Below are 18,288 nucleotides of genomic sequence, written 5' to 3'. Positions count from 1 at the left end.
GCCGCGCCGGGCCGGTTACGGGAGCAGGACTATCTTGCCGAGTCCGTGACCGGTTTCGCTGTCGCGCTGCGCGGCGGCGGCCTCGGACAGCGGGTAGGTCCGTGCGGCACCGGGCAGGCGGAATTCCCCCGCGGCGACGAGCTGCGCGACACGGGCCACGATGTCGAGGTCGGGGCCGCCGGTTCGAGCGAAGAAGGTGACGCCCTTGTCGGCGGCGGCGCCGTCGGCGATGGTGATGATGCGATCGGTTCCGCCCCGCAATTCGATTGCGGCGTCCAGGAATCCGTGGCCGGCGCAGTCGTAGACCGCGTCGACGCCCTGCGGCGCCAGCTCACGCACGCGGTCGGCGACGCCGGGACCGTAGGTGGTCGGCACCGCCCCCAGCGTGCGCACGACCTCCTGGTTGGCGGACGAGGCGGTGCCGACGACCGTGGCCCCCCGCGCCCGGGCCAGCTGCACCACGAACGCGCCGACCGCGCCGGAGGCGCCGTTGACCACCACCGTCTCGCCCGATTTCACGGCCAGTACGTCGAGTCCGGTACCGGCCGTATTGGCGGCGACCGGAATCGCCGCGGCCTCGGGGAAGGACAGCTCGGCCGGTTTGGCGACCAGCTGGGTGCCCAGGGCGTACTCCGCGTAGCCGCCACCCTGAGCCCAGCCCAATACCTCGTCACCCGGCCGGAACCGGGCCTCGGGGCCGGCGGCGTCGACCACGCCCGCGATCTCGAATCCGGCACGACGCGGGAATCCGGGCGGACCGGGCATCAGGCCGGCGCGCATCTTCCAATCGGCCGGATTGACGCCGGCCGCCCGGATCGCCACCCGCACCTGCTCTCCGGCGGGCTCCGGAATCGGCACCTCCACCAGCGCCAACACCTCGGGTCCACCCACTCGCTCGTACTGGATCGCTCGCATGCTGTGGTTCGACGACATGACGTCGACCTTAGGAGGCGGACGAACCGCGGGCGGGCGCATCGCCGCGGCGCGCGTCGCCGGCGCGTTTCGCCCATGGCGAAGCGGGACTACTTGCTCTCAACCTTTGTTGAGGTCTTAATGTCGGTGGCCCGGAGTTGAATGAACCCGGCAGCGGAAGGAGATGCGGATGAGCATCGAATCGGTCGCGTGGAGTCAGCTGTACCGGCAGGCGCACGCACCCCAGCAGCGGCGTGGTCTGCGCCGGGAGACGGCAGCGCGTATTCTGCGATTCGCGCGCCCGCATCGGGCTCAGCTCATCGGCTTCCTGGTATTCAGCATCGCGTCGGCATTGCTCACGGTGGCCAATCCGGTGCTGGCCGGGCGAGTGGTCAACGACATCGTCGGCCATGCCGCGCCGCGCTCGGTCCTCACCCTCGCGGCGGTGATCGCACTGGTGGCCGTGCTGGACGCGGGCCTGGGCATCGTGATCAGGTGGCTGTCCGCGCGGATCGGCGAGGGTTTGATTCTCGATCTGCGCACCGCGGTATTCGACCACGTGCAGAAGATGCCCGTCGCCTTCTTCACCCGCACCCGCACCGGGGCGCTGGTCAGCCGGCTCAACAACGACGTGATCGGTGCGCAGCGCGCGTTCAGCACGACCTTGTCCGGTGTGGTCACCAATCTCGTGACGCTGCTGTTGACCGTGGGGGTGATGGTGCGGCTGTCCTGGCAGATCACGCTGCTGGCACTGATCCTGTTGCCGCTGTTCATGTTTCCCGCTCGTAAGATGGGCACCCGGATCGCGAGCATCCAGCGCGAGGCCGCCCAGCTCAACGCCTCGATGAGCACCCAGATGACCGAGCGGTTCTCGGCACCCGGCGCCACGCTGGTGAAACTGTTCGGACGCCCGGATCAGGAGTCCGCGGAATTCGCGATGCGCGCCGGGCGGGTACGCGATATCGGCGTGCGGACCGCGATGCTGCAGACGGTGTTCGTCACCGCGTTGACGCTGGTGTCCGCGCTCGCCGTGGCATTGGTCTACGGCCTCGGCGGCTGGTACGCCCTGCGGGGACAGCTCGATGCCGGTGCCGTGGTCGCGCTCTCGCTGCTGCTGACCCGGCTCTACACCCCGCTGACGGCGCTGGCCAGCGCTCGGGTGGACATCATGTCGGCGCTGGTGAGCTTCGAGCGGGTCTTCGAGATTCTCGATCTGAAGCCGCTGATCCAGGATGCGCCGAATGCGGTGGCGGTTCCGCCGGGGCCGGTGTCGGTCGAATTCGACCGGGTGCGCTTCGGTTATCCGTCGGCCGACAAGGTATCGCTGGCGTCGCTGGAAGATGTGTCGACGCTCGACCATCGCGGCGGCAGCGAGGTGCTGCACGATATTTCGCTGCATGCCGAGCCGGGGCGGATGATCGCCCTGGTCGGGTCCTCGGGCGCGGGTAAATCGACCATCGCCCAGCTGGTCTCGCGGCTCTACGACGTGGACGACGGCGCGGTCCGGCTGGGCGGTGTCGACGTGCGGGACCTGAGCACGCGCTCGATCCAGGACACGGTCGGACTCGTCACCCAGGACGGCCACCTGTTCCACGACACGATTCGGGCCAATCTGCTGCTCGCCCGGCCCGAGGCGAGCGAGGCGGAGCTGTGGGATGCGCTGGAGCGGGCGCGGTTGCGCACGGTGATCGACGCGCTGCCCGACGGTTTGGACACCGTGGTCGGCGAACGCGGATACCGGTTGTCCGGCGGCGAACGCCAACGGCTGACCATCGCCCGGCTGCTGCTCAAACAGCCGCGGGTCGTCATCCTCGACGAGGCCACCGCCTCGCTGGATTCCACCTCCGAGGCCGCGGTGCAGGAGGCCTTGACCGAGGCGCTGGAGGGGCGGACCGCCCTGGTCATCGCGCACCGGCTCTCGACCATCCGGAATGCGGACGAGATTCTGGTGATCGAGGACGGGCGCATCGTCGAGCGGGGCAGTCACGCGCAGCTGCTCGCCGAACAGGGCCGGTACGCGGAGCTCTACCGCACCCAATTCGCCGACGATACGGAAGTCGCTGCGGCATAAGGTCTTCGGTGCGGAGGTGGGATACCCCACCTCCGCGCCGTCACGTTCGCTACCGCTCTGCGGGGACGACCGTGGCCGTCTCGGCGGACGGCCGGGCCGCGCCGGTCGGCGACGGACCCGCGTCGGAGCGCTTCCCTTCGGCCCAGCTCAGGCCCACCGATGCCAACGCCGCCACTCCCAGACCCGCGCCGATCCAGGCCACCGCCGAGTAGTCCGCGCCGGCGCCGATGGCGAGTCCGCCCAGCCACGGGCCGAGGGTGATGCCGATGTTGAACGCCATCACGTTGCCTGCCGCGCCCAGCGTCCCAGCGGCCGGGGCGAGGGAGAACACGCGGCTGTTCAACACCGGATTGGTTCCGAAACCGAAGGCGCCCAGCAGGAACGAGACCACCACGACCGCCGGCCAATAGTGCGCGGTCGAGGCCAGCACGGCGGAGGCGAGCACCAGACCCGAGATGCCGACGGTGAGACTGCGCAGCGGATGCGCGTCCGCGGTGCGTCCGCCGATCACGATGCCGGCGAAGGAGCCGAGGCCGTAGATGCCCAGCACCACCGGGACCCAGTTCTCGCCGATCCCGGTCGTCTCGGTGAGCAGGGCGCCGAGGTAGCCGAAGGCGACCAGCAGTGCGGCGGTGGCCGTCACGGTGGTGCCGTACAGCAGGGCCACCGGGCGGGTTGCCAACGCGCGCAGTTCCTTTCGCACCGGCGGCACCTGCTCGGCGCGTTGTTCGGGCACCACGATCGCTACCGAGACCATCACCAGCGCGCATCCGGCGGCGACCGCCCAGAACGCCGCCCGCCAGCCCAGATGCTGACCGATGAAGGTGCCCGCCGGTAATCCGAGAATGGTCGCGATGGTGAGGCCGCCCGCGACGACGCTCATCGCGCGCCCACGAGCCGTCGGCGGCACCAGCCCGACCGCGGTTGCCGAGGCCACCGACCAGAATCCCGCGTAGACGAAGGCGCCGACCACGCGCGTGCCGACGAGCACGCCGTAATCGGAGGTCAGCGCCGCGACGGCGTGCGTGGCGACGAAGACGGCGAGAAAGGCGAGCAGGGCGGTTCGCCGCGACCAGCGCGCCGTGACGACGGCCAGAATCGGCGCGCCCACCAACATGCCGACCGCGAAGGCCGAGATCAGCAGTCCGGCCTGCGGAACGGTCACGCCGAGATCGGAGGCCATTCCCGTGAGCAGGCCGGACAGCATCATCTCCGAGGTGCCCTGGGCGAAGATGGCCAGGCCCAGTATGTATACCGCCGGGGGCATATCGTTCCCTCTCTCGTTTTGGATCATTCAGTTCAAAACAAAGCCACGCGGAGCCGCGTGCCAGCCGATGGACCACCCCGACCGGCCGGTCAGAGGCAGCGCAGAGCAACCTCGGCGATACCTGCCAACGTCTCCCGAGAGGCGCCGCCGCGCGCCGCGACCCGCATACCGCCGATGGTGGCGACGACGAATTGGGCCAGATCGGACGGATCGGCCCGCCCATCGATCTCACCCGACGACTGCCCGCCGCGAATCACCGCGACCAGCGCGGACATCCGACGGTCCAGGTCGGCACGCAGCATCGCGGCGACCTCCGGGTCGCGGGGGCCCATCTCGACGGTTGTGTTCACGACCAGACAGCCCAGCGGATCGTCTTCGGGCGCATCCACCACACGCCACAGCAGCGCCTCGATCTTCTCGCGCACCGAACCGGGGCCGTCGAGCAGTTCGAAGGTATCCGCGTTCTTGGATTCCATGTACCGCCGCAGCGCCCGCTCGAACAGGTCGTGCTTACTGGTGAAGGTGTTGTAGATACTCGAGCGGCCCAAACCGGTGGCCGCGCAGAGGTCCTGGGTGGACGTGCCCTCGTAACCGGCGCTCCAGAACGCTCGCATGGCCGCGTCCACCGCCTGCGGCTCGTCGAACTGCTTGGGTCGTGCCATGCGGTCAGGCTAACACATTTTGGATAGATCAGTTCAAAACTGAGGAGCGAGCGACGGACGCCCGATTCCGGCGTCCGCCGCCCGGTCAGAACTCGCCGGCCACCGCGAGTACGGTGCGGCCGGAGTGGTGACCGCGGCGAATGGCATGCAGTACCGCTTCGGCCTCGGTGATCGGCGCGACATTCTCCAGCGTCGACAGATGCCGGGGTTTCAGGTCTTCGCCGAGCCGGGCCCACAGCGCGCGACGCTGCTCGATCGGGAAGTTCACCGAATCGATGCCGAGGAGGCTGACCCCCCGCAGGATGAACGGTATGACGGTGGTGGGCAGTTCGGTCCCACCGGTCAGTCCGCTGACCGCCACCGACCCGCCGTAGCGGACGGTACTGAGGATGTGGGCGAGCGATCTGCCGCCGACGCTGTCGACCGCGCCGGCCCACTGCGCCTTACCCAGCGGACGAGGCTTGGCCTCCGGATCCTCGGGCAGGCGGCCGATGACCGCGGACGCGCCGAGGGTCGACAGCAGCTCGCCGGCATCGGTCTTCCCGGTGGAGGCGGTGACCTCGTAGCCGAGGCCGGCCAGGATGTCCACCGCGACACTGCCGACGCCTCCGGTCGCGCCGGTCACCAGCACCGGCCCGTCACCGGGTTTCAGGCCGCGGTCGAGCAGTGCCTGCACACTCATGGCCGCGGTGAATCCGGCGGTACCGAGAGCCGCTGCCTCGCGCGGGCTCAGCCCCTCCAGCTTGACCACCCATTCGGCGGGCACGCGCGCGTATTCGGCGAAGCCGCCGTTGTGCGCGACGCCGATCTCGTAACCGTGCGCGATCACGAGATCACCCACCGTGAAGGCGGCGTCTTCGGAGGCGACCACCTCGCCGGTCAGGTCGATACCGGGGATGATCGGGTAATTGCGCACCACGCCCCCGCGCGGGGTGATGGCCAGCCCGTCCTTGAAGTTCGCACTGGAGTAGTGCACCTTGATCGTCACCGTGCCCGGGCCGAGGAAGTCCTCGCCCACCTCCTCGCGGGTCAGTACCACGCCGTCGTCGGTCTCGTGCGCAACCATCGCCTGGAACTGCATGCGTCCGAGCATAGGGTGGGCGGACGCCTCGCGGCTACGACCGAGGTGCAGCCGCACCTCGGTCAGGAAATTTCCCCCGCCGGCCGTCCCTCCCGCCCGGGGCGCGTCTCGTCGGCTTCCGGCGCGTCGGCGGTCAATGCCCGAATGCGGCGACCCCTACCGGACCGACGCCGACGCACACATCCAAACCCGGAGTACGAGAACCGATTCGCAACACCTCACCGCTGCCGACCACATGCACGAACACCGTGTGGACACCCGCCCGCACCGGCGCCACCACCGCATCGCCGTGTTCCATCGCCACCGTGAGGCGACCGTCCTGATTCGCGAAATAGTTGATCTGCGCGGTCCACCCGTGCTCGATCATCGGCCCGTCCAGCCAGAGCGCGACCGGGTCGGAGCCGTCGATGCGGTATCCGCAGCCGGGTTCGGGACCGGCGAGGATCCGGCGATTCCACCAGACCGAGGCATCGACGAGTGTGCCGTCGTCGGTGATCATCCGCAGGTACGGTGTGGACGTGCCGAAAGCACCGTCCGGTGCGATCGGGCCCAGCACCTCGGCGATGAGATTCTGCGGATAGGTCATCGGCGTCAGCACTCCCCACGGCACCTCCTGCTCGAGGAGCGGTGCGCCGCGGGTATCCGCAAGTGCGGCACGGGCATTCGTGAGATAGGTGCGCGTCGGCGAGATCTCCCACGACCGGGCGAACGATACGGTCGTGCAGACACTGCTGACCACGAATGCCGCGGTCAGTGCGACCGCCGCGGCCCGCGACCACCGACGCGCCGGAGAGTACGAGCCCCCCGATTCGGGCGCACGACTCGCCCGCCCCGATCGTGGCCGAGCGACCAGCAGCAGCGCGATCGCCGCCGCCAGCACCACGGCGACATCGGCCAGATAGCGCAGCGACTGCATGAGTTCGGCGGCGGTGTTCGGCCCACCGCGGATCAGCACGATCGGAAGCTGAACGGCCAGAACGTATCCGGCGACCAGGACCCACACCGGCAGCACGCGGCGGCGCAGTCGCAGTGTCACCAGAACCACCGCGGCGACGATCAGCCAGGCCGGCACGACGGTCCACCCCGGCGGCGTGGCCCACGGTGTAGACGGCAGCCAGCGCGCCCACACCCACGGGCCGCCGAGCAGGGTCGGGACGATCCCCAAGGAGGTGGCGCTGTGCAGAAGCCGGCGCGCCCCGGCCAGGCTGGTGTCCATCGCGATGTGGTCGGCGACGGTGAGATAGGCCGCGGCCCAGCCCGCGAGAATCAACGCCGAACCCGCCCACAGCGCCGCGCCCGCGCGCGCCACGTCGCGAACCGCCGCCCGCGCGCTCGGGCCGGCACGATCGCCCGCCGGCTCGGCACCATCGGCGGTGCCGGCGCCGACGAGGTAGCGCTCCAGCACCGCGACGGCGAACGCGACGAACGGCACCACCACTGCCTTTTCGAAGAACAACAGCCCCACGATCAGCACCAGCACGCCGGAGATCGCATAGCGCCCGCGGCCGGTGCGCACCAGCAGCACCGCATCGGCGATCACCCAGGCCAGCGCGAATTGCAGCGGCAGCGCGTTGAGCGAGGCCGCCCACCAGGCGAATGCCGGAAGGGTCAGCGGACAGAACAGATAGCCGATCAACGGAATCAGCACGGCCCAGCGCACCGCACCGGCTCGCCGGGGAACGAGCACCAGCAGCATGCGCAGCACCGCTACCGAGGCCGCGAGTTGCAGCAGCACCATGGTCACCACCGGCCCGGCCCACTGCAGCGGCGCGATGCGGGTCACCACCCACGCGGTCGCGAAGGCCAGCGGCATGAAATGGCCGTCGTGGTCGTAGAGCAGCAGGTCGGCGGACCAGAGCGGATAGCGGTCGGCGCGGCCCACCAGAATGAGATCGTCCCAGTAGAAATAGCCGCGCCCCGCCACCCAGCCGCGCAACGCGATCTGGGCGAGGATCAGCAGTACCGCCACCAGCAGTACGGGACGACGGATCACCGCGCGCAGACCGGGGGACACCGATCGGCCGCGCAGCACGGCGCGCACCGATCCAGGGTGGTGTGCGGGCGCCGAGTCGACCGGGGCAGCCTCCGTCGATCTGTCGTATCGGGTGGCGGACGAGGCGACCTGCGCAACGGCGTCGACAGCAGCATTCCCCCGGCCGTCGCGGTCCGGGCGTCCGTCGCCGCGGTCTTCGTGCCCGTCGCGACGACCCGACCGCACCGGGACCGGTATCCACCCGCGTGCGAAGCCGGGCGCGGAGAACATGGCACCCCACCCTAGTGGCCCACGACCGGCCTCGCGCGCGGCGACGGGTCAGTCCTTCACTCGAAGACGGGGGCGCGCTTGCCGAGGAATGCCGCGATGCCCTCGGTGCCGTCGGGCGAATCGGCACAGGCCGAGATGAACGCCGCCTCGCGCGCGGTCTGCTCCTCGAGCGTGTGCGAGGAACTCACCAGCAGGAGCTTCTTGACGCCGGCATTCGAATGACGGGGCCCCGCTGCGAATTCCGCGACCAGGTCGTCCACGGCGGAGGCGAGTTCGGCATCGGGCACCACGCGATGCACGAGATTCCAGTCCAGGGCCTCGGCCGCCGTCAGGGTGCGGTTGGTGAACATGAGTTCCTGCGTGCGACGCAGGCCGATCAGGCGCGGCAGATAGTAGGAAGCGCCGCCGTCGGGGCTGAGCCCGGCACGGGTGTAGGCCATGGTGAACGCCGCCGATTCACCCGCGAGGACCAGATCACCGGCCATCGCCAGGCTGAAACCGGCGCCCGCGGCGACACCGTTGACCGCCACGACGAGCAGGGCGTCCATCCGGGCGAACGACGAGAGGGCCGCGTGCAGGTCGTCGGCCAGGCCCTTCACGTAGTGGCCGGCGCCGCCGCCCTGGGCGGCCATGGCCTTGAGGTCGCCGCCGGCGGAGAAGAATCTGCCCGCACCGGTCAGCACGACCACCTTCAGCGCCGGATCGTCCACGCACTGCCCCGCGATCTCGGCGAGTTCCCGGCCGAGGACGTGGTCGATACCGTTGGCGGCCTTCGGCCGGTTCAGGGTGATCCGGGCAACGGGGCCGGTCCGCTCGAAGGTGATCGTCTCGTACTCGCTCATGGGCTGCCTTTCGGTCGAGTCTGCGGGCCCAGCATGACAAACCGCCGCACCGCGTGCGACGCCGCCACCACCGAGACATATCCGGCATCCCGGCACGGAAACGCGGGGGACTCGGCTATTGCGGGACGAGTTCGAGTCGCACCCCGAGCAGCCGGACCGGCCGATCGAGTTCGAAACGGTCGATGATCTCGAGCGCGACCGCGGTGATCGCCTCGGCGTCGATCGTCGGTTCGGGCAACTTCTTCTGCTTGGTGCGCGTGTAGAAGGTGTTGGTACGCACCGTGACTCCCACCCGCGTGCCGATCCGGCCGGCCGCGGCCATCTCCTCGGCGACCTCGCGGGCCAGCCGCGCCACCTGCGCACGAATCTCCTCGCGATCGGTCAGATCGTGCGGGAAGGTTTCGGATTTGCTGCGCCCCACCGGGATTCGTGGCTCGGTCACCACATCGGTGTCGCCGGCGCCGTGGCCGAGAACCCAGAGGTACGGACCGGTGGCCGGGCCGAATTCGGCGGCCAGGGCATTCCGGTCGGCGGCCGCGAGCTGGGCGACGGTATCGATGCCCAGGGCCGACATTCGCTGTGCGATGCGAGTGCCGATGCCCCACAGCGCACTGGTCGGTCGGTGGGCCATGAGTTCGTTCCAGTTCTCGGCGGTGAGCCGGAAGACTCCCGCGCCCGGGTCGGCCGTCGGGGAGGGCACCGCTGCCTCGCCGTCCGCATGCTCCTGTCCCGCAACCTCCTTCGCGCGCTTCGCGTCCGTGCCTTTGCCCACGCTCTTCGCGAATCCGGTCGCCAGTTTCGCGCGCAACTTGTTGTCGCCGATACCTATCGAACAGGTGAGGTTCAATTCCGCTATCGCACCGCGGATTTCGCGCGCGAGTCGCTCGGGATCATCGGTGTCGGCGGCGAGAAATGCCTCGTCCCAGCCCAGCACTTCGACCCGCACCGGGAATCTCCGCAGCACCTCCATGACCTCGTCGGAAGCCTCCTCGTAGGTGGTCATGTCCAAGGGCAGGAACACCCCGTCCGGACATTTGCGGACGGCGGTGCGCAGCGGCATTCCCGCCCGCACGCCGAAGGCCCGCGCCGGATACGACGCACACGTGACCACCTTGCGCGGTTCGTTCGGGTCGCCGTTACCGCCGACGATCACCGGCTGCCCACGCAGCTCGGGATGACGGCGGAACTCCACCGCCGCCTGGAACTGGTCGAGGTCGACATGCAACAGCCACCTGGCCACGATTCCGTTCTTACCGCACGGCACCGACAGCCGGTGGGACTTCGCAGGTAGCGCCTTGCGTTCGCCGAAAAACAGAACTAAATTCTGGTCATGAAGATTCGGGATCGGTTGCTGCTCGCGGCCGAGCGGCAGTTCGCCGAGCACGGGGCGCTCGACGCGACGCTGAGCCGGATCAGGGCCGATGCCGGTGCCAGCGTCGGCGCGCTGTACCACCACTTCCCGGACAAGGCCGATCTGTATCGGCAGGTGTGGGCCAACGCGCTGGCCGACTACCAGCGGCATTTCTGGGCGAGCATCGCCGACAGCGCCGATGCCGAGCAGGGCGTCACCGCAGGAGTCGTCGAACATCTGCGGTGGGTGACCGACAACCGATACCGCGCGACGATTCTCATCTCACCGCGGCCGCCCGGAGTGCGCGACAGCGAGAGCAACCGGGAATTCCTCACCTCGGTCGCGCGCTGGTGGCGCACCCATGCCCGGTACGGCGCGGTGCGCGAACTGGAATTCGACGTGCTCTACGCGCTGTGGCTCGGGCCGGCCCAGGAGTACTCGCGGCAGTGGCTCGGCGGCAGTATCCGGATCGCACCGGCCGACGTCGCGGCGGAATTGGCAACGGCGGCATGGAAATCGCTGCGCAGCGATTGATGACCACGGCTTCGACAACAAAGGACGTGACGATGAACCCTCCGACTCGGGTAAACGGCTCCACCGACGGTGCGGCGGCCGAAAAACTGACGTTCGAACAGGCTCGCGCGGTGCTGGCCGCGCAGCCGTTCGCGCAGCACGTCGGCACCGAGATCACCGAGTTCGCGGACGGCGCGGCCACATTGGTGGTCGAGGTGGCCCCCGAGCACGCGCAGCAGTTCGGTTTCGTGCACGGCGGGGTGATGGCCTATCTGGCCGACAACGCGCTCACCTTCGCCGCGGGTTCCGCGCTGGGCCCGAACGTACTGACCGGCGGCTTCAGCGTCACCTATCTGCGGCCCGCGCGGGGCGGCCGGCTCCGCGCGCACGCGACGGTCACCGACGCCACCCGCCGCCAAGCCGTAACCCGCTGCGAGATCTATTGCGACAGTGAAGGTTCCAGCACGATATGCGCGGTCGCGCAGGGCACAGTGCGCGTCGTCGAGCGCACCCTGCCCACCAACGGATCACGTGAGCCGTAGGCGAGGATTACTGGGCGCACCGGCGAGATGATCCTTACGGCCGCTGCACCACACCACGGTCGGCGAGCACGCACACCCGGCACGGCAGCACACATGGGTCGCGCCGACCGATATCCCGGGCGGGCACCGGACGTAGGATTTCGGCATCACGACCATGAGGATGTGCCGATGACCGAATCCCCGGACCGCCGCCCGGACATCGCCCGTGACCGACCGGCCCCCACGGTACGCATCACCGACCACGAACGCGCCCAGGTGGAGCGACTGCTGCGACTGGCACTGAACGACGGCTCCCTCGATCTCGCCGAGCTCGACCGGCGCCTGGCCGTCGCCTATGCGGCGAACACTCGCGAGGAGCTCGCCGCGGTCACCGCCGATCTGCCGGTGGCGGCCGCGCGCGAACCCCTGGTGCTGAGCACCGTCAGTGGTTCGCTGCGCAAGGACGGTCAGTGGATCGTGCCCGCCGAGATCACCGTCTCCGCCGCCTCCGGTTCGGTGCGCCTGGACTTCACCGAGGCGATCTGCCCGCACGCCGTCGTGGACGTGCACGTCGGAATCGCTTCCGGCAGTCTGCGATTGACCGTCCCACGCGGCTGGCAGGTGGATCTGGACCGGGTGTCCTTCGTCAGCGGGAAGGCGAAGAACCGGGTGACCGAACCGCCGCTGCCCGGCTGTCCGACCCTGCGAGTCGACGGGTCCGTCACCTCCGGCTCGATCCGCGCCCGCTATCCGGAACCGCCTCGCCGCTCCTTCTGGGCCTGGTTGCTGCGCCGCCCTCGCCGGTGACCGGGCACGGCGAGGAGGCCGAAATACGGCGAGAGGCCGTTCACCCTCCGAGGGTGAACGGCCTCTCGACTCGTGCGAGCCGGTCGTCCGATCAGGCGCTGGCCGCGAACGCCTCGTAGGCCGGTTCGGCGACCGGTTCGATGGCGTAGGCCAGGATGTCGGCCACGTCGGCGACCGGGCGGACATCCAGTGCGGCGAGCACCTCGGCCGGGACCTCGTCCAGATCCGGCTCGTTGCGGGCCGGGATGAAGACCGTCTTCAAACCGGCACGCTGGGCGGCCAGCAGCTTCTGCTTCACGCCGCCGATCGGCAGGACCCGTCCGTTCAGCGTGACCTCGCCGGTCATGCCGACGTCCGCGCGGACCTGCCGGCCCAGGGCCAGCGACACCAGGGCGGTGACCATGGTGACGCCCGCGGACGGACCGTCCTTCGGCACGGCACCCGCCGGGAAGTGGATGTGGATATTGCGATCCAGCACCCCCGCAGCGCTCCGGCGGGCCGGAGCGTAACCACGTAGGCCCTCGGGAGCTGCGGCATCGGATGGAGCCTCGATGCCGATCTCTTCGAGGTGCGAGCGCACGTAGGTCAGTGCGATCTGCGCGGATTCCTTCATGACGTCACCCAGCTGGCCGGTCAGGGTCAGCGAGCGTTCGCCCTCGGCGGCGTTGGCCTCGATGTAGAGGACATCGCCACCGGCGCCGGTGACGGCCAGGCCGGTCGCCACACCGGGGACCGAGGTGCGTTCCACCGAATCGGGGGTGAAGCGCGGGCGGCCCAGGTAGTCCTTCAGATCGCCGAGGCCGATCACCAGTGGATCGGAATCTGCTGCGGCACCGGCGTTTTCCCCGTAACCGAGCGACGGATCGTAGCCCAGGTCGATCACCGTGGCATCCGAATCACCGTCCGCCGCAACCGGCTGCGCACCGAACTCGTCCTGCGACAGCCGAGTCGCCGCCTTGCGCAACGCCTTCGCGAGCAGCCGCTCCAACTGGCGCACACCGGCTTCCCGGGTGTAGTTGGCGGCGATCTCCCGTAGCGCCTCGTCGGTGAACGACACCTCCTCGGCGGTCAGCGCGTTCCGTTCCAGCTGCCGCGGCACCAGGAAGTCGCGGGCGATGGCCACCTTGTCGTCCTCGGTGTACCCGTCGACGGTGATCAGTTCCATGCGGTCCAGCAGCGGGCCGGGAATGGTCTCCATGACATTCGCGGTCGCGATGAACAGCACATCGGACAGATCCAGGTCCAGATCCAGGTAGTGGTCGCGGAAGGTGTGGTTCTGCGCCGGATCCAGCACCTCGAGCAGCGCGGCCGCCGGATCACCCCGGAAGTCCGAGCCGACCTTGTCGATCTCGTCCAGCAGGACAACGGGATTCATCGAACCCGCCTCCTTGATGGCGCGCACGATCCGGCCCGGCAGGGCACCGACGTAGGTGCGCCGGTGACCGCGGATCTCGGCCTCGTCGCGTACACCGCCCAGGGCGACGCGCACGAACTTGCGGCCCAGGGCCCGCGCCACGCTCTCACCGAGCGAGGTCTTGCCGACACCGGGAGGTCCGGCCAGCACCATCACGGCGCCGGAGCCACGACCGCCGACGACCTCCAGACCACGCGCGGCCCGGCGGGCGCGCACGGCCAGGTACTCGACCATGCGGTCCTTGACCTCTTCCAGCCCGTGGTGATCGGCGTCCAGCACGGCGCGGGCAGCCGAAACATCGGTGCTGTCGGTGGTTTTCACCGACCACGGCAGATCCAGGACGGTATCCAGCCAGGTGCGGATCCAGCCCGATTCCGGACTCTGGTCGCTGCTGCGCTCGAGCCGGTCGACCTCGCGCAGCGCGGCCTCACGGACGTTGTCGGGCAGCTCGGCGTTCTCCACCCGGGTGCGGTAGTCGTCCGCGCCGTCGGGCTCGCCGTCGCCCAGTTCCTTGCGAATCGCGTTGAGCTGCTGGCGCAGCAGGAATTCCCGCTGCGACTTCTCGACGCCCTCGCGCACGTCCTCACTGATCTTCTCGGTGACCTCGACCTCGGCGATGTGGTCCTTGGTCCACCCGATCAGCCGGGTCAGGCGCTCGGCGACATCGGGAGTGTCGAGCAGTTCGCGCTTCTGCTCAGCGGTCAGATACGGCGCGTAGCCGGCGGTATCGGCCAGGGCCGACGGGTCGGTCAGCCGGTTGACCACATCGATGACCTGCCAGGCTTCGCGACGCTGCAGAACCGAGACGACCAGCTGCTTGTATTCGGCGGCCAGCTCCTTCGTGCGCCCGTCGGGTGCCGGGACGTCGACCGGTTCGGCCTCCACCCACAGTGCGGCGCCCGGGCCGGTGACGCCGTGCCCGATCTTCGCCCGCTGCTCGGCCTTCAACACCGCGGCAGCGGCGCCGCCGCGCATCCGGCCGACCTGTTCGATGGTCGCGATCACACCGTAGGCGGCATAGCCCTCGTCCAGACGCGGTGCGAGCAGCACGGAGTCCGACTTCGCGGCCCGTGCGGCGTCGATGGCGGCCTGTGCCGATTCGTCGAGCTCGATGGGGACGACCATGCCCGGCAACACGACCGGATCGGTCAGAAATAGCACCGGCAGACGCTGTGGAGTACTCACAGATTCAGCCCCTTCCAAAGCATGCCCCGGATCCTGTGTTTCTTCGCCTCCAGGGTTGAGCGTTACCTACTCAACTACAGAGTGTGCCGAGTTGTTCCAACCCCTTGTTCACCGGCAGCGAACGTGGTAGGGCCAGCAAACCTCGCTCGGTGGGCCCGAAGGCGACGACCGCAGACCGCAACAGAAGCCCGTTCGCGGGACGGCCGGTGTTTTAGACTCGAGCGCGTGGCGATTCCCTCCCCGTCCGAACCGGCCCCGATCGGGGGGCGGCAGGCGCGGTGGCAGACGCACAACGACCGGCGGCGGAGTCGGATCGTCGGGGCGTTGATCGAGCTGCTGGAGGAGTCCGGCGGAGGTGCCGAGATCTCGATGCAACAGATAGCCGCGCGGGCGGGGCTGGCCAAATCGGTGGTGTACCGGCAGTTTTCGGGGCGCGACGAACTCGATCGCCGGGCTCGGACCGCGATCAGTGAGCAGTTCATCGATACCGTCGACGCGGCGCTGGATATCTGGGACGGATCGATCCACCGAATCCTGCATCGCACGATCGCCGCGGTCGCGGACTGGCTCACCGAGCATGCGCGGCTGTACGACTTCGCGCGCAGCGGGCCGGCGATGGGGGATCCCGACGATGTGGACGCGCTCAGCAGTATCAAGGCCACCATCGCGGCTCGGACCCGGCTGCTGGTTTCGAGCCTGGCGGGCGTGATCGGCGTGGTGGACGAGGCTACGGCCGACACGATGACCTTCGCCATCGTGTCGATGACCGAGGCGACCGTCAGCCGGTGGGCGCGGGACCCGGACCCACTGCTGAGTCGCGAACAGCTGATATCCGAGGTCGCCGGCTACGCCTGGAGCGTGCTCGACGGCGCGGCGCGCGCCCACGGGTTGACCCTGGATCCCGAACTGCCGCTGATCGAACTGATCAACGCGCTGGCCGAGGGAGCCGACGACACCTGAGCAGGCGCCGCCGGGTCCCGGCTCGTCAGGCCGCCAACCAGCCGACGAGAGAGCCGACCACCGGCAACCGGCCCGCCACCGCGGCCGCCGTATTCCGCCGCCCGGGCTCACCGCGATACCGCGACGGTTCGCCGTCGACGTGCAGCAGCGACCACAGCTTGCGGGTCACCGGATTCATCAACCCCAGCTCATCGGCGAGTTTGCGCATATCGCCGAAGTAGCCGGACAGGATCTGCCGCGCATGCGGGCCGTCCCAGAACGCTTCCCGGACGACCTCGCGCGGAATGTCGAATTCCTTCGCGAACGAGCGCGGGGGCGCCATGATCTCACCGGCCAGCCAGCGCATCGTGATCGGAAACGCCAACGCGCACATGCCCTTACCGAAGGGGCTCATCCGCTCGATATGCGCCTTCAGGAACTCGCCGGCGAAGGAGATGTGGCGGGCCTCCTCGGCGATGTGGATCTGCATGGTCCGCAGCACCGCCGGGGGCATCGCCTCGCCCTCCCGGATGATCGCCTTCTGATAGTGGTCGATCGGCTCCTCACCACCGAGGATGCCGATGAACAGGATGGCGTGCGCGTAGCCGCCGGCCACGCCGATGAAGGGCGACAACGCACGGAACAGCGGCCGCATCCCCGGGACATCCACGCCGATCCGGTTGATCAGCTCCTGGAACATCTGGATGTGGTTGCACTCTTCGGTCATCTCGTGCAGGCAGTAGCGAAACTCCGGAGATCCGTTGGGGAGCTTCATGATGTACTGCATCATGCCGCGGATGAGAATGCTCTCGAAAGCGGCGCCGACCTTGATCACGTTGGCGGTGCGCCATTTTCCGATCTCGATCCTGCGCTCCAGCGGCAGCGACTTGTACCAGTCGGTACCACCGAGTGGGTCGAGCTCCGGCGACAGCACCCATCTCGGATCGTCGGGATCGATCGCCAACTCCGGTGAATCCCAATCGATATCGAGATAGGGATCGAAATTGCGATGGACCGATCCCTCGGACAGGATCGCCAGCGTTTCCCGGTAGTCCGGGCCGAATATGTCGGTACGGATGGATTTCGACAGCGTCATCGATGTCTCCTGTGCTCTGCGGGACCCCCGCACCCGGTCGGCCCGGCGAGCGGGCTTCGCGGTGTGGCTCATCGGGCCTCCTAGCTCCCGGCCCCCGAGGCGCGGCCCCGGCGGCGGTCGACACCCAGCAGGTGTGGCCCTTCGAGGATATATGGGACTCGTAGTCCCACACAATCCCCGGAGCCCGGTGAGTCGCCCGGCGCCCGCGACTGCCGTTCGCAACCGCGGCCGAAATCGCGATGCCGGTGCGATACTCGACCGGGTTCGCGGGTCCGCCCGCCCGATCCACGAGGAGTAACCCGACATGCTGGCCGCACGCCTTCACCTGGGACCACGCCGCCGACTGGAACTCGACGACGTGCCGACACCGGAACCGGGGCCCGACCACGTCCTGGTCAAGGTCGAAGCGGCGGGCGTCTGCCTGTCCGATGTCCATCTCATCGACGCAACGCTGACCCCGGCGATGCTCGCCGGTGACGTGGTGACACTCGGCCACGAGGTCGCGGGCACCGTCCACGCCCTCGGACCGGAGGTGACCGGCGCGAAGGTGGGGGACCGGGTGCTGCTGCAAGCGGGCGAACTACGCGGCGGCGCGGTGTTCACCCGCGGCGTCGACTACGACGGCGGGTGGGCGGAATACACCCTGGCCCGGGTCGACACACTCGTTCCCATTCCCGACGATCTGCCCTTCGAACAGGCCTGCTTCATCCCGGACGCGGTCTCCACGCCGTGGGCGGCGATCACCGCGACCGCCCAGGTGCGGCCCGCCGAACCGGTCGGAGTCTGGGGTGTGGGCGGCCTCGGTGCCCACGGCGTGCAATTGCTGCGCATGGTCGGTGCGGCGCCGATCGTGGCGGTGGATCCGCTGCCCGCGGCGCGGGAGCGGGCGCTGAGTTTCGGCGCGGATCTGGCCTTCGATCCGGCCGATCCGGACCTGCGATCGCAGATCTTCGCCGCGACCGGCGGCGCCGGGTTGGCGGCCGCCTTCGATTTCGCCGGAGTCGCGGCGGTGCGGGAACAGGCCGTCACCTGCCTGGGCCCGGGTGGGCGCCTGGTTCTGGTCGGCCTGACCGACAAGCCGATCACGATCACCGGGGGTATCGGTTTCAGCTTCTTCCAGCAGCAATTGCGGGGACACTACGGATCGCAGCCCGCGCACGTCACCGAACTGGTGACGCTGCGGCGGCTGCATCGCCTCGATCTCGCCCGCTCGGTCAGCGCGGTGCTGCCGCTCTCCGAAGCACCGGACGCGGTGCGGGCACTGGAAACCAAACAGGGCAATCCGATTCGACTCGTCCTGCGCCCCTGAACGGGGTGCGTTTGCCCCGCCGACCAGGGCAAGTGCTGCCCCGCCGCATTGACAC

General features: G+C 69.1%; 15 protein-coding genes. 6 read left to right on the top strand and 9 right to left on the bottom strand.

The genetic code is table 11. The features are described from left to right. Nucleotides 1-15: 15 nt before the first annotated feature. Nucleotides 16-933 (bottom strand): NADP-dependent oxidoreductase, encoded by a 918-nt coding sequence (locus tag NA3_RS26895; protein WP_227995611.1) that lies wholly within the window; start codon nucleotides 931-933, stop codon nucleotides 16-18. A gap of 169 nt (nucleotides 934-1,102) precedes the next feature. On the opposite strand from NA3_RS26895, the gene NA3_RS26890 reads away from it, so the two are divergent. Then, nucleotides 1,103-2,983 (top strand): ABC transporter ATP-binding protein, encoded by a 1,881-nt coding sequence (locus NA3_RS26890; RefSeq protein WP_062966613.1) that lies wholly within the window; start codon nucleotides 1,103-1,105, stop codon nucleotides 2,981-2,983. 49 nt (nucleotides 2,984-3,032) lie between these two features. Here NA3_RS26890 and NA3_RS26885 read toward each other — a convergent pair whose 3' ends face one another. From NA3_RS26885 to NA3_RS26860, 6 genes are all read right to left on the bottom strand, one after another. Then, on the bottom strand, nucleotides 3,033-4,250 hold the full coding sequence (locus tag NA3_RS26885) for a Cmx/CmrA family chloramphenicol efflux MFS transporter (protein ID WP_063917773.1): 1,218 nt from the start codon (nucleotides 4,248-4,250) through the stop codon (nucleotides 3,033-3,035). A gap of 89 nt (nucleotides 4,251-4,339) precedes the next feature. After that, nucleotides 4,340-4,912 (bottom strand): TetR/AcrR family transcriptional regulator, encoded by a 573-nt coding sequence (locus NA3_RS26880; RefSeq protein WP_062966438.1) that lies wholly within the window; start codon nucleotides 4,910-4,912, stop codon nucleotides 4,340-4,342. Nucleotides 4,913-4,997: 85 nt separating this feature from the next. Next, nucleotides 4,998-5,993, bottom strand: coding sequence for an oxidoreductase (locus tag NA3_RS26875; RefSeq protein ID WP_062966612.1), 996 nt, complete (start codon nucleotides 5,991-5,993; stop codon nucleotides 4,998-5,000). Nucleotides 5,994-6,126: 133 nt separating this feature from the next. Next, on the bottom strand, nucleotides 6,127-8,034 hold the full coding sequence (locus NA3_RS26870; RefSeq protein WP_372464298.1) for a hypothetical protein: 1,908 nt from the start codon (nucleotides 8,032-8,034) through the stop codon (nucleotides 6,127-6,129). Nucleotides 8,035-8,312: 278 nt separating this feature from the next. Then, nucleotides 8,313-9,098, bottom strand: coding sequence for an enoyl-CoA hydratase/isomerase family protein (locus NA3_RS26865; RefSeq protein ID WP_062966437.1), 786 nt, complete (start codon nucleotides 9,096-9,098; stop codon nucleotides 8,313-8,315). 115 nt (nucleotides 9,099-9,213) lie between these two features. Next, nucleotides 9,214-10,338: a DNA polymerase IV gene (locus NA3_RS26860; RefSeq protein ID WP_062966436.1), complete on the bottom strand. Its 1,125-nt coding sequence runs from the start codon at nucleotides 10,336-10,338 to the stop codon at nucleotides 9,214-9,216. A 90-nt stretch (nucleotides 10,339-10,428) separates the two neighbouring features. On the opposite strand from NA3_RS26860, the gene NA3_RS26855 reads away from it, so the two are divergent. The 3 genes from NA3_RS26855 (at nucleotide 10,429) to NA3_RS26845 (ending at nucleotide 12,290) form a co-directional block, all read left to right on the top strand. After that, nucleotides 10,429-10,983, top strand: a complete 555-nt coding sequence (locus NA3_RS26855) for a TetR/AcrR family transcriptional regulator (protein ID WP_062966435.1) — start codon at nucleotides 10,429-10,431, stop codon at nucleotides 10,981-10,983. A gap of 32 nt (nucleotides 10,984-11,015) precedes the next feature. Continuing rightward, on the top strand, nucleotides 11,016-11,504 hold the full coding sequence (locus tag NA3_RS26850; RefSeq protein WP_084491898.1) for a PaaI family thioesterase: 489 nt from the start codon (nucleotides 11,016-11,018) through the stop codon (nucleotides 11,502-11,504). 168 nt (nucleotides 11,505-11,672) lie between these two features. After that, the gene (locus tag NA3_RS26845) at nucleotides 11,673-12,290 is read left to right on the top strand and encodes a DUF1707 SHOCT-like domain-containing protein (RefSeq protein ID WP_063917790.1); all 618 of its coding nucleotides are present in this window, start codon (nucleotides 11,673-11,675) and stop codon (nucleotides 12,288-12,290) included. Nucleotides 12,291-12,381: 91 nt separating this feature from the next. Here the strand turns inward: NA3_RS26845 and lon are convergent, their stop codons facing one another. Next, a complete protein-coding gene (gene lon, locus NA3_RS26840) occupies nucleotides 12,382-14,829 on the bottom strand; it encodes an endopeptidase La (RefSeq protein ID WP_062966609.1) in 2,448 nt (815 codons plus the stop codon). Between the two features lie 285 nt (nucleotides 14,830-15,114). On the opposite strand from lon, the gene NA3_RS26835 reads away from it, so the two are divergent. Further along, complete coding sequence (locus tag NA3_RS26835) at nucleotides 15,115-15,849, top strand: TetR/AcrR family transcriptional regulator (protein ID WP_062966433.1); 735 nt, start codon at nucleotides 15,115-15,117, stop codon at nucleotides 15,847-15,849. 25 nt (nucleotides 15,850-15,874) lie between these two features. Here the strand turns inward: NA3_RS26835 and NA3_RS26830 are convergent, their stop codons facing one another. Further along, a complete protein-coding gene (locus NA3_RS26830) occupies nucleotides 15,875-16,924 on the bottom strand; it encodes an AurF N-oxygenase family protein (RefSeq protein WP_062966432.1) in 1,050 nt (349 codons plus the stop codon). A 304-nt stretch (nucleotides 16,925-17,228) separates the two neighbouring features. On the opposite strand from NA3_RS26830, the gene NA3_RS26825 reads away from it, so the two are divergent. Continuing rightward, a complete protein-coding gene (locus tag NA3_RS26825) occupies nucleotides 17,229-18,233 on the top strand; it encodes a zinc-binding dehydrogenase (protein ID WP_062966431.1) in 1,005 nt (334 codons plus the stop codon). Nucleotides 18,234-18,288 lie beyond the last annotated feature (55 nt).

Source organism: Nocardia africana NBRC 100379 (assembly GCF_001612635.1).
GTDB lineage: Bacteria > Actinomycetota > Actinomycetes > Mycobacteriales > Mycobacteriaceae > Nocardia > Nocardia africana.
The sequence above is the reverse complement of the archived record's forward strand: the minus strand, read 5'-3'. Positions and strand labels throughout refer to the sequence as shown.